The following is a 15,360-nucleotide window of genomic DNA, read 5'->3' on the forward strand; positions in this document are numbered from 1 at the left end:
CGCGGGCGCGCGGGCTGCTGCCGGTTCGCGCGCTCGCCATGTCGGCCCCGATCAACATAATATAGTCCCCCTCGGCACTGCGGCTGCGCCTCATGGGGGTAGCATGGCAGTGCAATATCCATGCCGGAGAAGCTCAATGAAAGAACCCGACCCGACACCCGTTCCGCGCCTGCTGCCGGCAGCGTGGTTCACCGTCGGTGCCGCATCCTATGTCCTGACCGCGCTGGCGCTCTGGACCGTCCTTCAGGCCAACCTGGTCGCCGCGCTGCTGTCAGGGCTGCTGCTGTATTCGCTGGTGGGCGTGCTCGCACCCCGGCTCACGCGGCTGAACCAGCGCCACGATGCGCTGGCCGTGGCCATCCTTTCGGGCGTGATCCTGCTGGTGCTGACGCTGGCCGGCTGGGCGCTGGTCCGGTTTGTCAGCGGCGAAGGCAATACCCTGGACGTTCTGCTGAACCACGTGGCGGACATCATCGACAAGTCGCGCGGCCAACTGCCGCCCTGGCTCAGCGATGCACTGCCAAACGGCGTGGACGAGCTTGCCGGCACGCTGATCAACACCTTGCGCGAGCATGCCGCCATGGCGCAGAAGCTGGGGGCGGAAGTGCTGCGCACGCTGGTGCATATCCTGATTGGCTTGGTGATCGGCGCCATGGTGGCGTTGTACCGCGCGGTGTCGCGCCCCAACCGCCGGCCGCTCGCCACGGCGCTGGTTGCCCGCGCACGCACGCTGCAACAGGCGTTTTCGCAGTTCATCTTCGCGCAGATCCAGATTTCCAGCATCAATACGATGCTGACGGCGATCTACCTGCTGCTGGTGCTGCCGCTGTTCGGCGTGCACCTGCCGCTGTCCAAGACGCTGGTGGTGGTCACCTTCCTGGCCGGGCTGCTGCCGGTGCTGGGAAACCTGATCTCCAACGCCGCGATCGTGGTGTCGTCGCTGTCGGTGTCATTGCCGATCGCGGTGGCATCGCTGGTCTACCTGGTGCTGATCCACAAGCTGGAGTACTTCCTCAACGCCCGCATCATCGGCGCACGCATCCAGGCCGCGGCGTGGGAGCTGCTGACGGTAATGCTGCTGATGGAAACGCTGTATGGCATTCCCGGCGTGATTGCGGGGCCGATCTTTTATGCCTACCTGAAACGGGAGTTGTCCACCGCCGGGCTGGTCTGACCTGCCGCAAACAGCACAAGAGGCGCGTGGTCGGACCAGTCGGAGACTATGTGTCCTCCTGCTCCACCCGGCTGCGCACGAAGTCGATATGGGTCTGCATGGCCGTGCGCGCTTCTTCCGGGCGGCGCGCGCAGATGGCGTCGCACAGCGTGCGGTGCTGCAGGAGCAGCAGGCCGGAGGCGTCGTCGTCCTGTTCGCGCAACCCCTTGCCATTGATGGTGATATGTTCGCGCAGCATGCCGATCACGCTGGTGTGCAGGTGCAGGAACATGGTGTTGTGCGACGCCAGCGCAATGGCGTCGTGCAGCCTTGCATCGGCCTCTGCTTCGGTCTGCTTGTCGTCGGCCTCGCGCGAGCGCTCCAGTTCCGCCATCAGGGTGCGGATCCGCTCCAGGTCAGCGGTATCCGCGCGCAACGCGGCGAAATAGGCGGTGGCACCCTCCAGTACGCGGCGGAACTCCAGGATGTCGTCGCGCAGCGCGGGGTGGTCGGCCACCAGTTGCCCCCATGGCGAGGCGATGCCGGCGCGCAGTTGATCCGTGACATAGACGCCCGCGCCGCGACGGCTCTGCAGCAGGCCGCGCGCCGCCAGGCGCTGGATGGCCTCGCGGATGGTGTTGCGGGCCACGCCGTACTGCTCCGCCAGCACGCGCTCGGCCGGCAGCCGGGTTCCGGCCGGCCAGGTGCCGTCCAGCAGTGCGGTTTCCATCTGGCGCATGACGGCCTCTGCCCGCCCACGCACCCGCCCCTGCATTTGCGCCGCTGCCGCCATTCTTCTTTCCTCGCTCTCCCTACCTCGCGCGAATTGGTCCAACCAATTTGAACTGCCGCGCGGAAACGGGAATTATGCGCCGAAACGTGCGACCCCAGCGCGTCCGGAGCGAGACATGAAGGATCGTCAGTACCCCACCGGCCCTGCACCCACGCAGGCCTATCTGTTTGCCACCTGCCTGGTCGACCTGTTCGTGCCGCAGGCCGGGCTCGACGCCGTACGGCTGCTCGAGCGCGAAGGCCTCACCGTGCACTTCCCACGCGGCCAGAGCTGTTGCGGCCAGCCCGCCTACAGCAGCGGCAATCCCGAGCAGGCCCGTGCCGTGGCCCGCGCGCAACTCGACCTGTTCAGCCAGCCGTGGCCGGTGATCGTGCCGTCCGGCTCGTGCGCCGGCATGATGCGCCACCACTGGCCCCAGCTGTTTGCCGACGATCCCGTGGCCGGTCCCAAGGCGCGCGAACTGTCCGAACGCGTCTACGAGCTGGGCGAGTTCCTGCTGAACGTGCTGAAGGTGGACTTCGGCGATGCCCTGCCGGGCCGCCAGGATCCCGAGCGGATCGTGCTGCATACCTCATGCGGCGCCCGTCGAGAAATGGGTACGCGTGCGCATGGCGTGGCGCTGGTCGATGCACTGCCAGGGGTGACGCGAGTGGAGCACGAACGCGAATCCGAGTGCTGCGGCTTCGGCGGCACCTTCTCGCTGAAGCATCCCGATATCTCCGGCGCGATGGTGCGCGACAAGGTCGCCTCCGCCTGCGCCACCGGTTGCAACCGGCTGGTCTCGGCCGACTGCGGCTGCCTGCTCAATATCGGCCACACCGCCGCGCATGACGGCGCGCCGCTGCAGGTGGAACACCTCGCCAGCTTCCTGTGGCGCCGTACCGGAGGTGAAGCATGACCGCCCTGAGCGCCCGCGAGCGCATGCTCGGCCGGCTGCGCGCAGCCGCACCGGCTGCTTCTCCGTCCACAGCTGAACTCGACCGCCGCATCGACAGCCATTTCGAAGCCCGCCGCCACGACGCGCCAGCAGTGGCATCCATGCAGGCCGCACTGGAAGCCTCGCACACAGAAGTCTGGTGTGCCGACGATGCCGCATGGCCGGCGCTGCTGGCCACCGAGCTTGCACGTGCCGGTGTGAAGCGCCTGCTGCTCGATCCCTCCGGCAAGGCCGGCGCCGCGCTGGCCGCGGCACTGCCTGCGCAGATCGAGGCCATCGGCTATGACCGCCCCCTCGAAGCCTGGAAGGCCGAACTGTTCGAGACCGTCGATGCTGGCTTCACCGCGGCGCGCTCCGGCATCGCCGCGACCGGCACGCTGATCGTGGCACCCGATGCGGCTTCGCCGCGCACCGTGTCGCTGGTGCCGCCGCTGCATATCGCGCTGGTGCGTGCGTCGACGCTGCATGCCGACCTGCACATGGCCGCGCGCGCCGAGCGCTGGAGCGACGGCATGCCGACCAACCTCGTGATGATTTCCGGCCCGTCCAAGACCTCGGATATCCAGCAGACGCTGGCGTACGGCGCCCATGGACCGCGCCGGCTGTGGGTTGTGATCGTCCTCGATGCGCAAGCGAAGGAGGGCCGGCCATGAGCCAGAGCACGCTGCATTTCGTTCCCACGCAGGACTTCAAGGCCCGCGCCCGCGAGGCGCTGGACGACCCCAAGCTGCGCCAGAGCTTCCGCGGCGCGATGGACTTCCTGCAGGGCAAGCGCCTGGCGCAGTTTCCCGATGCGGATGAGCTGGAACGGCTGCGCGACCTCGGCGAGGCCGTTCGCCAGCACGCGCTGGCCAACCTGCCGGACCTGCTGGTGCAACTGGAAACCAACCTCACCGCCGCCGGCGTGCAGGTGCACTGGGCCGAGACCGCCGACGAGGCCAACGCGATCATCCACCGCATTGCACAGTCGAAGCAGGCGCGCCGCGTCATCAAGGGCAAGTCGATGGCCAGCGAGGAAATCGAGCTGAACCATTACCTGGCCGAGCGCGGCGTGGACTGCATCGAGTCCGACATGGGCGAGTACATCGTCCAGCTGGCCGGCGAGAAGCCCTCGCACATCGTAATGCCGGCGATCCACAAGACCAAGGGCGACATCGCCACGCTGTTCGAGGAAAACATCCCGGACACGCCCTACACCGAGGACGTGGACGCGCTGATCCAGACCGGCCGCCGCGCGCTGCGGCGCGCCTTCGTCGAGGCCGATATCGGCCTGTCCGGCGTGAACTTCGCCGCCGCCGATACCGGCACGCTGTGGCTGGTGGAGAACGAAGGCAACGGCCGCCTGTCCACCACCGTGCCCGATGTGCATATCGCCATCATGGGCATGGAGAAGGTGGTCGCGAAGCTCGAGCACATCGTGCCGCTGTCGAGCCTGCTGACGCGCTCGGCAACGGGGCAGGCCATCACGACCTACTTCAACCTGATTTCCGGCCCGCGCCGCGAGGGCGAGCGCGACGGCCCGCGCGAGGTGCACCTGGTGCTGCTCGACAACGGCCGCACCCAGGCCTATGCCGACGAGCAATTGCGCGCCACGCTGCAGTGCATCCGCTGCGGCGCCTGCATGAACCATTGCCCGGTCTACACGCGCATCGGCGGCCATGCCTACGGCACGACGTATCCTGGCCCGATCGGCAAGATCATCTCGCCGCATCTGCTGGGCCTGGACGCCACCGCCGACCTGCCGACCGCATCGAGTCTGTGCGGCGCCTGTGGCGAGGTGTGCCCGGTACGCATCCCGATTCCGCAACTGCTGGTGCGACTGCGCACAGAAGCCAATCGCAATCCGGAGGAACACGTCGCGCATCCGCTGCGCGGCCAGGGCGCCAAGTACAGCCGCGGCGAGCACCTGATCTGGCGCTTCTGGAGCGGCGCTTTTTCTCACCCCGTCACGTACCGCCTGTTCCGCTGGGCCGCGACGCGCCTGCGCGCGCTGACGCCGTCGAAGCAGATGGGCTGGACGCAGCACCGCACGCCGCTGAAGCCGGCGGCGCGGAGCTTGTCGGACCTGCTGAGAGAGCGCGGGCAATTGCCCGCCTGCGGTGTACTCCCTCTCCCGCAAGCGGGAGAGGGGAGCAAACCATCGGCGATCCAAGGCCCGATGTGTTTGCCAGAACAACAAGATATTTCCTGAAACACCACTGATGTAGGAGACGAGCAGTGCAACCCTGGACCCAAATCTATACGCCGCTGGGCAGCCTGTGGCTGTCGGCGCTGGCGGCAGCCATTCCCATCCTGTTCTTCTTCGTGGCCCTGGCGCTGTGGCGCATGAAGGGCCACGTCGCGGCAGCGGTAACGCTGCTGCTGGCGCTTGGCGTGGCGATCTTCGCCTATGGCATGCCGGCACAGCAGGCGCTGGCCGCGGCCGGCTTCGGCTTTGCCTACGGGCTGTGGCCGATTGCATGGATCATCGTGACGGCGGTGTTCCTCTACAAGATCGTGGTCAAGACCGGGCAGTTCGATGTCATCCGCGCATCGGTGCTATCGATCACGGATGACCAGCGGCTGCAGATGCTGCTGATCGGCTTTGCCTTCGGCGCCTTCCTGGAAGGCGCGGCGGGCTTCGGCGCGCCGGTGGCAATTACCGCGGCCCTGCTGGTGGGGCTGGGCTTCAATCCGCTCTATGCCGCAGGCCTGTGCCTGATCGCAAATACGGCACCGGTGGCCTTCGGCGCGATGGGCATTCCCATCATCGTGGCCGGCCAGGTGACCGGCATCGATCCCTTCCATATCGGCGCGATGGCCGGGCGCCAGTTGCCGCTGCTGTCGCTGTTCGTGCCGTTCTGGCTGGTGTTCATGATGGACGGTGCCAAAGGCGTGCGCGAGACTTGGCCGGCGGCGCTGGTCACGGGCGGCAGCTTCGCCGTCACGCAGTACTTCACGTCGAACCATATCGGGCCTGAGCTGCCGGACATCACTTCGGCGCTGGTGAGCCTGGTATCGCTGGCCGCCTTCCTGAAGGTATGGCAGCCGCGCAGCGCCTCGCAGCGCGCCGGCGGCAGCGCGGGCGGCGGCACCATGGCGCTGTCCGGCTTCGGTGGCGGCTTCAATGGGGGTGCCCCGGCAAGCCGCAAGGCTTCGCCCTACAGCGCGATGCAGACCATCCGCGCGTGGGCGCCGTTCGGCATCCTGACAGCGATCGTGACCGTGTGGAGCCTGCAGCCGTTCAAGGCGCTGTTCGCCGCCAACGGCGCGCTGGCCGGCACGGTGCTGAAGTTCAGGATCCCGGGCCTGGACCAGCTGGTCATCAAGGCCGCGCCGATCGTCGCCACGCCCAAGGCCTACGAGGCCGTGCTCAAGCTCGACCTGCTGTCCGCCGTTGGCACCGCGATCCTGCTGACCGCGCTGATCTCGGCCGTGCTGCTGCGCATGAAGCCGCGCGAGCTGCTGTCGACCTTCGGCGGGACGCTGGTGGAACTGGCGCGCCCGATCCTGTCGATCGGCCTGGTGCTGGCGTTTGCCTTCGTCGCCAACTACTCGGGCATGTCGTCGACGCTGGCGCTGCTGCTGGCGGGCACCGGTGCGGCCTTCCCGTTCTTCTCGCCGTTCCTGGGCTGGCTGGGCGTGTTCCTGACCGGTTCGGATACGTCGTCGAACGCGCTGTTCTGCTCGCTGCAGAACACCACGGCGCATCAGATCGGCGTGTCGGACACGCTACTGGTGGCGGCCAATACGACGGGGGGCGTGACGGCCAAGATGATTTCGCCGCAGTCCATCGCGGTCGCTTGCGCGGCGACGGGGCTGGTCGGCAAGGAGTCGGAGTTGTTCCGCTTCACGGTGAAACACAGCCTGCTGTTTGCGGTGATCATCGGGATCATGACGGTGGTGCAGGCGTATTTGTTGCCGGGGATGATTCCGGGGTAGCTGGTTCTGCGGACGCCTGCCCTCTCCCCCTGCCCCTCTCCTGCAAGCGTGAGAGGGGAGCAAACCCTCAGCTTCGCTCAGTCGACCTCGCCGTCTCGCGGCAGGAACTGGTCGCCTTCACTCAACGGTGCGTGCCGGTATGTTGCCGGCGTCCGGCTCAGCTTCACCGGTGCGCCCAGCCCCTTGTAGCCGCCTTCCATCTCCACCACCATCTCGCGGTGTTCGGTATGCGGATGCTGCAAGGCGTCCGCCACCGACAGCACCGGCGCGCATGGCACGCCCGCAGCCACCAGCGCATCGCCCAGCAGCTTGCCGTCCAGCGTGCGCATCCGCGCCTCAAGCTCGGCTTTCAGCGCCACACGGTTGACGGAACGCGCGCCGGCAGTGGCGTAGCGTTCGTCGTCGGCCAGCGCGGGGATTTGCAGGTGTTCGCACAGGATGCGGAACTGGCGGTCATTGCCGACCGCGAGGAAGAGCGGATCCGTTGCCGTGGCGACGGTGTCGTACGGATAGATATTGGGATGCGCATTGCCGGTGCGCGTCGGCATCTTTCCGCTCATGAACCAGTTCGCCGCGTGCGGATGCAACAGCGATAGTCCCGAGTCATAGAGCGCCGCTTCGACAAACTGCCCGCGTCCGCTGCGTTCGCGCTCCTGCAACGCCAGCAGTACGCCGATCACGGCGTTGAGCCCGGTTACCATGTCGACTACCGGCAAACCCACGCGCAGCGGATCGCCGTCGGCTTCGCCGTTGATGCTCATGATGCCGGACATCGCCTGGATGGCGGCATCGTAGCCCGGCAGCCCGCCCAGCGGGCCATCGGCGCCGAAGCCGGAGACGCGGCAGTGAACCAGGCGCGGAAAGCGCGCCGACAGCGCGTCGTAGCCCAGCCCCCACTTTTCCAGCGTGCCGGTCTTGAAGTTCTCGACCAGCACGTCGGCATCGGCCAGCAATGCGAGCAGGACTTCGCGATCGGCATCGGTGGTCAGGTCCAGCCGCATCACGCGCTTGTTGCGGTTCAGGCCAAAGTAGTACGAGGCCACGCCGTCCCTGAACGGCGGCCCCCAGGTGCGGGTGTCGTCGCCCTGCGGCGGTTCGATCTTGAGCACGTCGGCACCGTGGTCACCCAGGATCTGGCCGCAGTACGGGCCGCCCAGGATGCGCGACAGGTCGACCACGCGGATGCCGGCGAGTGCGCCAGTGCTGGTTTGCGTCATGAGTGATCTCCGTTGCCGTCAGTCGAGCTGCGCGCCAGACTTCTGCACCACGGTGCGCCACTTGCCCACTTCAGCCTTGACGAAGCCGCCAAGCTGCTCGGGCGTGGTCGACGGTGCGAACTCCAGCCCTTGCGCCAACAAGGTCTTGCGCACCTCCGGCTGCTTCAGTGCATCGGCAAACGCGCGGTTGAGCTTGCCGATGACTTCCGGCGGCGTCCCTGCCGGCGCGACCACGCCGAAGAATACCGAGACATCGAAGCCGGCGACGCCCTGCTCCGCGATGGTCGGCACATCGGGCAGCGCCTGCGAACGCGCCCTCGTGGTCACGCCCAGGGCGCGCACCTTGCCGCTCTTGATGAACGGCAACGCGGTCAGCACGTCGGTGAAGGTCATGCTCACTTGTCCACCCAGCAGATCGTTCAATGCGGGGCCGGTGCCCTTGTAGGGAACGTGCTGGAAGTCGGTGCCGGTCACGTTATTGAACAGCACGCCAGCCAGGTGCGATGAGGCACCATTGCCCGACGACGCATAGCTCAGCTTGCCCGGATGCGCCTTGCCGTAAGCGATCAGCTCGCCGACGTTCTTCGCTGGCACCGACGGATTGACCACCAGCACGTTGGGCAGCTGGCCGATCTGGATCACCGGGGCAAAGCTCTTGACCGGGTCGTAGTTGATCTTGCGATACAGGCTGACGTTGATCGCGAGCGGCGCCGAGGTACCGAACATCAGCGTGTAGCCGTCAGGTTCGGCGCGCGCCACGAGTTCGGCGCCGATATTGCCGCCGGCGCCGGCGCGGTTCTCCACCACCACCGGCTGGCCCAGGCTGGTCTTGAGCGCGGCGGCCAGCGTGCGCGCCATGGCATCGGTGGGGCCGCCCGGGGGATAGGTGACCACCATCATGATCGGTTTGGAGGGGTAGTCCTTCTGGGCGAAGGCGGGGGCGATACAGAGGGAGCAGGCGGCGATGGCCGCGATGCGTTGCCAGAGTTTCATGGCATTGTCTCCTGGTGTTGGTCGTCTCCCGCGGGGGCGGGATGGTGTTGCGGGGGTTTTGATGAATGTCTTTGTTCTCCCTCTCCCGCAAGCGGGAGAGCGGAGCAAAACGGTGGCGGAGAAACGCGCGTCAGAACACGTTGACCTGATCGACCGCGCCCGCCGCATGCACCGTGCCATCGGCAGGTGCAACGGTTTCAGCCAGCCACCCGGGCTCGGCGTTTGCGGCAAGCGGGTCTTGTGGCAGCACGCGATGGAGCAGCACCAGCTGCGCCAGCCGCATGCGGCGTACCGAGCCGGTGCGGCCGGCTTCCCAGGCCATCGCCGCCGCGCTGGTAACGTGGTACAGCGCCGAGGCAGCCTGACGCGCCAGCAGGTCACCATCCGCGCCGGCATCGGCAGCCTGCCTGGCGAGCGCTGCGGCGCGGGCAATGGCGGACTCGAACGCGGCACGCGCGCCGGCATGCAGCGGCGTATCGGCCAGCAGTCCGTTCAGGTGCGCCTGCAGCACCGGCAACGCGCCTTCGCGGCGGATGGCGCGCAGTACGTCAAGCGCGACGATGTTGCTGGTGCCTTCCCAGATCGAGCCGAGGTGGGCGTCGCGCACCAGGCGCGGATCGCTCCATTCCTCGATATAGCCGCAGCCGCCGCGGATCTCCATGGCGTCGCCGGTGACCTTGCGCGCATCGCGGCAGGCGCGGAACTTGATCAGGGGCGTGAGGATGCGCATCAGCGGATAGGCATCGGCCTCGCCGGCGTCCGCCCGGCGTAGCGCGTCGGCGGTCTGGAACACCATGGTGCGCGCCTGCTCGGTGGGCAGCGTCAGCTTGAGCAGCTGGCGGCGCATCAGCGGCATGTCCTCCAGCCGCTTGCCGAAGGCCTGGCGCTCGCGCGCGATGAAGAGGCCCTCGGTCAGCGCGCGACGCATCAGGCCGGCGGCGCGCACGCCATTGGACAGGCGCGAGTTGTTGATCATGTCGGCCATCTGCACGAAGCCGCGGCCAGGTTCGCCGACCAGGTATGCGTGCGCGCCTTCGAGGCGGATCTCGCCGCTGGCCATCGAGCGCGTGCCGAGCTTGTCCTTGAGGCGGATGATGCGGTAGTGGTTGTTGCTGCCGTCGGCCAGCTTGCGCGGCAGCAGGAACAGCGACACGCCCTTGTGACCGGGCACGGCATTGCCGGCTTCGTCTTCCACGCGCGCCAGCACCATCGCCAGCGCGGCGTCGGGGTTGGAGCAGAACCACTTGTCGCCCAGCAGGCGCCAGCCGCCTTCGGCGCCGGCATCGCGCACCGCGCGGGTGGCGGTGGCGGCCACGTCTGAGCCGGCGCCCTGCTCGGTCATGAACATCGCGCCCTGGTACAGGTCTTCGAACACCTGCGTGGTCAGGTTGGGCAGGAAGCGTTCGACCAGCGCCGGGTCGCCGAACTTGCGCAGCGTGCGCGTGAGCGAATCGGTCATCGACAGCGGGCAGCACAGCCCGAACTCGGCCTGCACCAACAGATAGGTGAGTGCGTACTTCGCCGCGGGCGGCATGGGCTTGTCCCAGCCCAGCACGCCACTGCGGTGCGAGGCCGCCGCCAGGCCGAATTCGGCAAAGGCGACGCGCTCCAGTTCCACGTAGGCCGGATGCTTGTCGATGCGTTGGGCGTCGATGCCGGCGCGGGTGCGATAAGTCAGCGTGGGCGGGTTCTGGTCGGCCACCTGGGCCAGCTCATCGAGCACGCCGCCGGCCAGCGCGCCCATGCGTTCGAGGTGCGGCAGCAGGTGGTTGAACAGCTCGGGCGGCAGGTAGAGCGGGAGCAGTGCGCGCAGGTCCGGGTCGGCGGTGAACAGGCTGCCGCCCTGGCGATCGGGCACCGGATGGGCGGCCAGCGGCGGGGCGGGTTGGACTCGGGGTGCAGCATCGCGCACGGCAGGGGTCGGCATACGGGGTCTCCTGGAATTGGCTGGCCCGTCAGGCGGGCCCTTTGCCCCATTATTCAAACCCCAAGGATTTGCGTCTAATTCTAAAATTAGCTTGATCAATACAATTTCTGTATCGCCATGGAATTCCGTCACCTGCGCTACTTCCTCGTGCTGGCCGACGAGCTGCACTTTGGCCGGGCCGCGCGCCGGCTTGCCATCTCGCAGCCGCCGCTGTCGCTGAACATCCAGCAACTGGAGGCCTCGGTCGGCGCGCGCCTGTTCGATCGCGACAGCCGTGGCGTGCGGCTGACCGCGGCCGGGCGGGCCTTCCGGGAATCGGCCACGGCCCTGCTGGCCCAGGCGGAGGCCGCGCGCGTGCTGGCGCGCGAGATCGAGGCCGGTGCTGTGGGGCGGCTGCGGGTGGGCTTTGTCGGTTCGATGCTGTACCGGGGGCTGCCGCAGTACCTGCGCGACTTCCAGGCGCGCTATCCAGGCATTCAGGTGGCGCTGACCGAGCTGAACTCGCAGGAGCAGATCGATGCCCTGCTGCACGATGAGCTGGACGCCGGCTTTATCCATACCCGGCGCGTGCCGGGCGAGCTGACGACCGCGCTGGTGCACACCGAGCCGTTCGTCTGCTGCCTGCCGGCAGATCATCCGCTGGCGGCGGCGCCCGGGGTGGCGCTGGGCGAGTTGCGCGGCGAGCCGTTCGTGCTGTTCTCGCGCAAGGCCTCGCCTGACTACTACAGCCGGATTTTCGAGATGTGCGCGGCGCAGGGCTTCTATCCGGAGATCCGCCATGAAGTGCGCCACTGGCTGTCGGTCGTGTCGCTGGTGTCGCAGGGGATGGGTGTGGCGGTGGTGCCCGCGGCCATGGCGCGCTCCGGCATGGCCGGGGCGGCATTCCGGCCGCTGGCCGATGCCACGGTGCCCTCGGAAGTGCATTGCGCGTGGAAACCCGCACCGGACCATCCCGCCCGCGACCATTTCGTGGAAATGGTCCGGCAGCCCGCTTCGACCGCAGCCGGGCCCGCGGCGCAATCCTGAACCGGCCTCCCGGAAGAAAAAAGCCACCGGCCGGAGGGCCGATGGCTTGTGAAGTACGCGTGGAACGGGGTGTTCAGCGTGAGTGCAGCTTACCGCCGCACCCGACACACACCAATAACGCAAATGTAGTAATCGATGGCCATAGCATGAACGAGACGGTGTTCGGCTACCTGCTTCATATCTTCCCAGCGTAGCGCGCGGGGGCGGACGTCGGTGCCATTCGCCCAGTGTCGCCACTTGCTGGCCGGCGCAGCAGCCTGTTCGGCAACCTCGGCGCCCGCCGGAGCTGATAGCGCGCGGGGCCGCCGGCACGCATGGCGCAAGCATCACGCCGGCGTCCGGCGGCGGAATGTTGGGCAGGGCTCAGAGCTGCCTGCCAGGCCCGTCGGAACTGGCTGCGAGCGGTTATCATTGGCCTCCATCCGGTATCGCCCCGAGCGCTTGCCAGGCAGGCCAGCGCGCGATCTGGTGGCTACACCGCGATCTATTTGCTATACAATGAAAACGATTTTCATTTACGTACCCTCGCCGGGTCCCGCCGTTGGCGTAGCGGCGATCCGCGCCCACGGACTGGAAGCATGATGCGGTTGTCTGAACTTCCACGGCGTACTCCCGCCGTAGTGCAATCGGTGGACGATGTCGGCCCCGATGATCCCGTTGCCCGCCGCCTGCGCGAGCTCGGCTTTGTACCCGGCGAAGCGGTGCAGGTGATTGCCTTCGGCCCCTTCGGCATGGATCCGCTGGTGGCCCAGGTCGGCTTCACCCGGTTCGCGCTGCGCCGCTCGGAAGCGGCGCGCATCAGCATTGAGGTCGTCAGCGCCTCGGTGACCAGCATCGCGTCCGTGATCCGGGCCGATGACCAGTCCGGCGCGGAGGCGGCGCAACGAACCGCCTGAGCATTCCAAGAATATGTCTGCAGCTCCCTCCACTTCTGCCCTGCGCATTGCGCTGGTCGGCAATCCCAACTGCGGCAAGACCGCGCTGTTCAACCGCCTGACCGGCAGCCGCCAGAAGGTGGCCAACTACGCCGGCGTGACGGTGGAGCGCAAGGAAGGCCATTTCGTCTCGCCGGCCGGGCGCCAGGTCCGCATCCTGGACCTGCCCGGCGCCTACAGCCTGCACGCCGCGAGCCTGGACGAAGCCATCACGCGCGACGTCTGCATGGGCAAGCGGCCTGGTGAGCCGCGCCCGGACCTGCTGGTGTCGGTGGTCGATGCCACCAACCTGCGCCTGCACCTGCGCTTCGTGCTGGAGCTGCGCCGCCTGGGCCTGCCGATGGTGGTGGTGCTCAATATGAGCGACGCCGCCGAGCGGCGCGGCATCCGGATCGACCGCGAGAAGCTCGCGGCCGCACTCGGCGTGCCGGTGGTGCAGACGGTTGCCGTGAAGCGCGATGGCGCCGCGTCGCTGATCAATATGCTGGATGGCACGCTGCCGCCCGCACCGCCCGCGCAGGACAGCGAGGCCGACGTCCACGCCGAGGTCAACCGCCTGCTCAATGCGGCAGTCTCGATGCCGGCGCGCACCGCGGCAATGGATGACCGCCTCGACCGCATCGTCCTGCATCCGGTCTTCGGGCTGATGCTGCTGGCGGTGCTGCTGTTCCTGATGTTCCAGGCGGTGTTCTCCTGGGCCACGCCGTTGATGGACGGCATCGGGGCCGGGGTGCACTGGTTCGGCGAGCTGCTGGGCACCCACCTGCCGGACGGCATGCTCAAGAGCCTGCTGGTGGACGGCCTGATCGCCGGCCTGGGCAGCGTGGTGGTGTTCCTGCCGCAGATCCTGATCCTGTTCCTGTTCATCCTGACGCTGGAAGAATCGGGCTACCTGCCGCGCGCCGCATTCCTGCTCGACCGGCTGATGATGGGCGCGGGCCTGTCTGGCCGCTCGTTCATTCCGCTGTTGTCGAGCTTTGCCTGCGCCATTCCCGGCATCATGGCCACCCGCACGATCCAGGACCCGCGCGACCGCCTCACCACGATCCTGGTGGCGCCACTGATGACCTGCTCGGCGCGGCTGCCGGTGTATGCGCTGCTGATCGGCGCCTTCATCCCGCAACGCACGGTAATGGGCCTGTTCAACCTGCAGGGGCTGGTGCTGTTCGCGCTCTATGTGGCGGGCATTATCAGCGCGCTGGTGGTGGCCTATGCGCTCAAGTTCTTTCGCCGCGACCGCACCGACCATCCGCTGCTGATGGAGCTGCCGTCGTACCGCATCCCGAATCCGCGCGACGTGCTGATCGGGCTGTGGGAGCGTGCGCGCATCTTCCTGTCGCGCGTGGGCAAGGTGATCCTGGCGCTGACGGTGCTGCTCTGGTTCCTGTCGACCTTCCCGGCACCGCCGGAAGGCGCCACCGCCCCGGCCATCGACTACAGCTTTGCCGGCATGATCGGCCATGCGCTGCAGAAGGTGTTTGCGCCGGTGGGCTTCAACTGGCAGATCTGCATTGCGCTGGTGCCCGGCCTGGCTGCGCGCGAAGTGGCCGTGGGCGCGCTGGCGACGGTCTATGCCCTCTCGGGCAGCGATGACACCGTGGCCACGCAGCTTGCGCCGATGATCGCGGCGCAGTGGTCGCTGGCCACCGCGCTGTCGCTGCTGGCCTGGTACGTGTTCGCGCCGCAGTGCATCTCCACGCTGGCCGTGATCCGCCGCGAGACCAACTCGTGGAAGGTGATGGCAGCGTCTGCCGCGTACCTGACCGGGCTGGCCTACCTGGCCGCGTTCCTCACCTATCGCATCGCCTTGCTGTTCAGCTGAGCCATGACGGTCTATCACGCCATTGAAACCCTGCTGGTCCCGCTGATCGTGCTGGCGTGCGCGATTTCGGTGGCGGCGCGCTATGCGCCGCGCACCCGCGAACGGATCAAGGCAGCGCTTGCCGCGCGCCTGGGCGGTACCTCGGCCAGTGGCTGGCGTGCCCGCGCGGTGCGCTGGCTGGCGCCTCAGGCCGCGGCCGGCTGCGCCAGCGGCTGCGACGATGGCGGCTGCAATACCTGCGGTTCCAATACGGCCAACGCCGCCAACGCCGCCAACGGGCAGGCCCCGTCCAGGCCCACCGAGCACGTCGTGCAACTCGTGCGCAAGCGCTGACAGGCGCTTTCCTCCCTCCTCGATCCTCACGCAGAAACGGGTACGCCTTGCCCTTCCGCAGGCCGCGGAAAGGGGCGGATTCGTGCGTGCATTCGCCTGCGAATGTATGGGCGGCCGGGCTTCGCCCACGCACGCAGAAACGGGTACGCTCCGCGTTCCGCCTGCCGTCTTCGGACGCAGTCGGGCATGGCGGAACCACTGATAGCCGCCCGATTCCGGCATCGCCCGCGGCACTTTCCACGCCCTGCAGCGACCACGCAGAAACGGGTACGCTTTGCCATCCGGCCAATGCAAAACGCCCTC

Annotated in this window: 12 protein-coding genes and 1 pseudogene; 9 read left to right on the forward strand and 4 right to left on the reverse strand. The window is 67.7% G+C overall.

The window, feature by feature from the left end:
• Positions 1–136: 136 nt before the first annotated feature.
• A complete protein-coding gene (locus RM96_RS01705) occupies positions 137–1,174 on the forward strand; it encodes an AI-2E family transporter (RefSeq protein WP_039007014.1) in 1,038 nt (345 codons plus the stop codon).
• A gap of 46 nt (positions 1,175–1,220) precedes the next feature.
• Here RM96_RS01705 and RM96_RS01710 read toward each other — a convergent pair whose 3' ends face one another.
• Positions 1,221–1,892 carry a FadR/GntR family transcriptional regulator gene (locus tag RM96_RS01710; RefSeq protein ID WP_052279260.1) on the reverse strand — a complete coding sequence of 224 codons (672 nt, stop codon included), beginning with the start codon at positions 1,890–1,892 and terminating at the stop codon, positions 1,221–1,223.
• Between the two features lie 169 nt (positions 1,893–2,061).
• On the opposite strand from RM96_RS01710, the gene RM96_RS01715 reads away from it, so the two are divergent.
• The 4 genes and pseudogenes from RM96_RS01715 to RM96_RS01730 all read left to right on the forward strand — a co-directional run bounded on the left by RM96_RS01715 (position 2,062) and on the right by RM96_RS01730 (position 6,804).
• Complete coding sequence (locus tag RM96_RS01715; protein ID WP_039007018.1) at positions 2,062–2,844, forward strand: (Fe-S)-binding protein; 783 nt, start codon at positions 2,062–2,064, stop codon at positions 2,842–2,844.
• Positions 2,841–3,536, forward strand: coding sequence for a LutC/YkgG family protein (locus tag RM96_RS01720; protein ID WP_039007021.1), 696 nt, complete (start codon positions 2,841–2,843; stop codon positions 3,534–3,536). Before RM96_RS01715 ends, RM96_RS01720 begins: the two co-directional genes overlap by 4 nt.
• A pseudogene (locus RM96_RS01725) lies at positions 3,533–4,969 on the forward strand (LutB/LldF family L-lactate oxidation iron-sulfur protein); the annotation flags it as partial. The gene RM96_RS01720 and the pseudogene RM96_RS01725, both read left to right, overlap by 4 nt.
• A 131-nt stretch (positions 4,970–5,100) precedes the next feature.
• Positions 5,101–6,804 (forward strand): lactate permease LctP family transporter, encoded by a 1,704-nt coding sequence (locus RM96_RS01730; RefSeq protein ID WP_039007023.1) that lies wholly within the window; start codon positions 5,101–5,103, stop codon positions 6,802–6,804.
• Between the two features lie 77 nt (positions 6,805–6,881).
• Here RM96_RS01730 and RM96_RS01735 read toward each other — a convergent pair whose 3' ends face one another.
• The 3 genes from RM96_RS01735 to RM96_RS01745 all read right to left on the reverse strand — a co-directional run bounded on the left by RM96_RS01735 (position 6,882) and on the right by RM96_RS01745 (position 10,941).
• Positions 6,882–8,021 carry a CaiB/BaiF CoA transferase family protein gene (locus RM96_RS01735; RefSeq protein WP_039007024.1) on the reverse strand — a complete coding sequence of 380 codons (1,140 nt, stop codon included), beginning with the start codon at positions 8,019–8,021 and terminating at the stop codon, positions 6,882–6,884.
• Between the two features lie 18 nt (positions 8,022–8,039).
• A complete protein-coding gene (locus RM96_RS01740; protein WP_039007027.1) occupies positions 8,040–9,014 on the reverse strand; it encodes a Bug family tripartite tricarboxylate transporter substrate binding protein in 975 nt (324 codons plus the stop codon).
• Positions 9,015–9,144: 130 nt separating this feature from the next.
• Positions 9,145–10,941, reverse strand: a complete 1,797-nt coding sequence (locus RM96_RS01745) for an acyl-CoA dehydrogenase family protein (protein ID WP_039007028.1) — start codon at positions 10,939–10,941, stop codon at positions 9,145–9,147.
• A 117-nt stretch (positions 10,942–11,058) separates the two neighbouring features.
• On the opposite strand from RM96_RS01745, the gene RM96_RS01750 reads away from it, so the two are divergent.
• The 4 genes from RM96_RS01750 to RM96_RS01765 all read left to right on the forward strand — a co-directional run bounded on the left by RM96_RS01750 (position 11,059) and on the right by RM96_RS01765 (position 15,057).
• On the forward strand, positions 11,059–11,967 hold the full coding sequence (locus RM96_RS01750; protein WP_039007031.1) for a LysR substrate-binding domain-containing protein: 909 nt from the start codon (positions 11,059–11,061) through the stop codon (positions 11,965–11,967).
• A gap of 581 nt (positions 11,968–12,548) precedes the next feature.
• Positions 12,549–12,863 (forward strand): FeoA family protein, encoded by a 315-nt coding sequence (locus RM96_RS01755; RefSeq protein ID WP_039007033.1) that lies wholly within the window; start codon positions 12,549–12,551, stop codon positions 12,861–12,863.
• Between the two features lie 13 nt (positions 12,864–12,876).
• On the forward strand, positions 12,877–14,724 hold the full coding sequence (gene feoB / locus RM96_RS01760) for a ferrous iron transport protein B (RefSeq protein ID WP_039007035.1): 1,848 nt from the start codon (positions 12,877–12,879) through the stop codon (positions 14,722–14,724).
• 3 nt (positions 14,725–14,727) lie between these two features.
• On the forward strand, positions 14,728–15,057 hold the full coding sequence (locus RM96_RS01765) for a DUF6587 family protein (protein ID WP_039007037.1): 330 nt from the start codon (positions 14,728–14,730) through the stop codon (positions 15,055–15,057).
• Positions 15,058–15,360: the final 303 nt, after the last annotated feature.

Source organism: Cupriavidus sp. IDO, from assembly GCF_000812465.1.
GTDB lineage: Bacteria > Pseudomonadota > Gammaproteobacteria > Burkholderiales > Burkholderiaceae > Cupriavidus.

Bases quoted from the DNA above. Each gene is read 5' to 3' on its own strand.
- RM96_RS01755 (WP_039007033.1), top strand. From the start codon at position 12,549: ATGCGGTTGTCTGAACTTCCACGGCGTACTCCCGCCGTAGTGCAATCG.
- RM96_RS01705 (WP_039007014.1), top strand. From the start codon at position 137: ATGAAAGAACCCGACCCGACACCCGTTCCGCGCCTGCTGCCGGCAGCG.
- RM96_RS01740 (WP_039007027.1), bottom strand. From the start codon at position 9,014: ATGAAACTCTGGCAACGCATCGCGGCCATCGCCGCCTGCTCCCTCTGT.
- feoB (WP_039007035.1), top strand. From the start codon at position 12,877: ATGTCTGCAGCTCCCTCCACTTCTGCCCTGCGCATTGCGCTGGTCGGC.
- RM96_RS01765 (WP_039007037.1), top strand. From the start codon at position 14,728: ATGACGGTCTATCACGCCATTGAAACCCTGCTGGTCCCGCTGATCGTG.
- RM96_RS01735 (WP_039007024.1), bottom strand. From the start codon at position 8,021: ATGACGCAAACCAGCACTGGCGCACTCGCCGGCATCCGCGTGGTCGAC.
- RM96_RS01750 (WP_039007031.1), top strand. From the start codon at position 11,059: ATGGAATTCCGTCACCTGCGCTACTTCCTCGTGCTGGCCGACGAGCTG.
- RM96_RS01710 (WP_052279260.1), bottom strand. From the start codon at position 1,892: ATGCGCCAGATGGAAACCGCACTGCTGGACGGCACCTGGCCGGCCGGA.
- RM96_RS01715 (WP_039007018.1), top strand. From the start codon at position 2,062: ATGAAGGATCGTCAGTACCCCACCGGCCCTGCACCCACGCAGGCCTAT.
- RM96_RS01720 (WP_039007021.1), top strand. From the start codon at position 2,841: ATGACCGCCCTGAGCGCCCGCGAGCGCATGCTCGGCCGGCTGCGCGCA.
- RM96_RS01745 (WP_039007028.1), bottom strand. From the start codon at position 10,941: ATGCCGACCCCTGCCGTGCGCGATGCTGCACCCCGAGTCCAACCCGCC.